Annotated in this window: 1 protein-coding gene; it reads left to right on the top strand. The window is 35.7% G+C overall.

Annotation, left to right across the window (positions count from 1 at the left end; translation table 11 throughout):
- The coding region (locus GVN22_RS27695) for a hypothetical protein (protein WP_166554206.1) at positions 1-540 on the top strand (540 nt) is incomplete at both ends.

Raw genomic sequence — 540 nt, 5'->3', positions numbered from 1 at the left:
AACGAATGGTTTTGCAGGTGGGTGTAGTACTTGTAACCCTGTAACAACTACGGCTTGTGAAAAACTACCCATGATGAACATTTATTTAGAAACCCTCAAAGCATTTGCTATAAAATATAGTACCAAATCAGGTTTTGATACCTTCATTAAAGCAGAGGCAACTGCCACAGGCCCCAAAAAACAAGATGGAGCCTATCACCTGATGCGAGATTTGAATAAAAGCTCCTATTCATCAAGCAATGTTGTAAGCTTTGAGGGTATCATCAAAGATAAAATGCAAGGCTTTTTGGGAACTATACTTTGCAATGGTTGCTCTTATGATGTTGAAAAACCAGCCAATATTTTAGTAGATTACAAAAGCTATGATTGTAGCACAGGTATTAAGGCTGAGCAATTCAAACAATATTTGCAATATTGGAGTAATGACCCAACATTTGGAAGTAGAGGTTTTGAATACATTTTTAATTCCGATAAACTTACTCTTGAAGAAGCCAAAAAGAAGTTTGTAACACTATTAAAATCAGACCCTACAGGTTTCTA

This window comes from Cellulophaga sp. BC115SP (assembly GCF_009905545.1).
GTDB lineage: Bacteria > Bacteroidota > Bacteroidia > Cytophagales > Spirosomataceae > Flectobacillus > Flectobacillus rivi.
The sequence above is the reverse complement of the archived record's forward strand: the minus strand, read 5'-3'. Positions and strand labels throughout refer to the sequence as shown.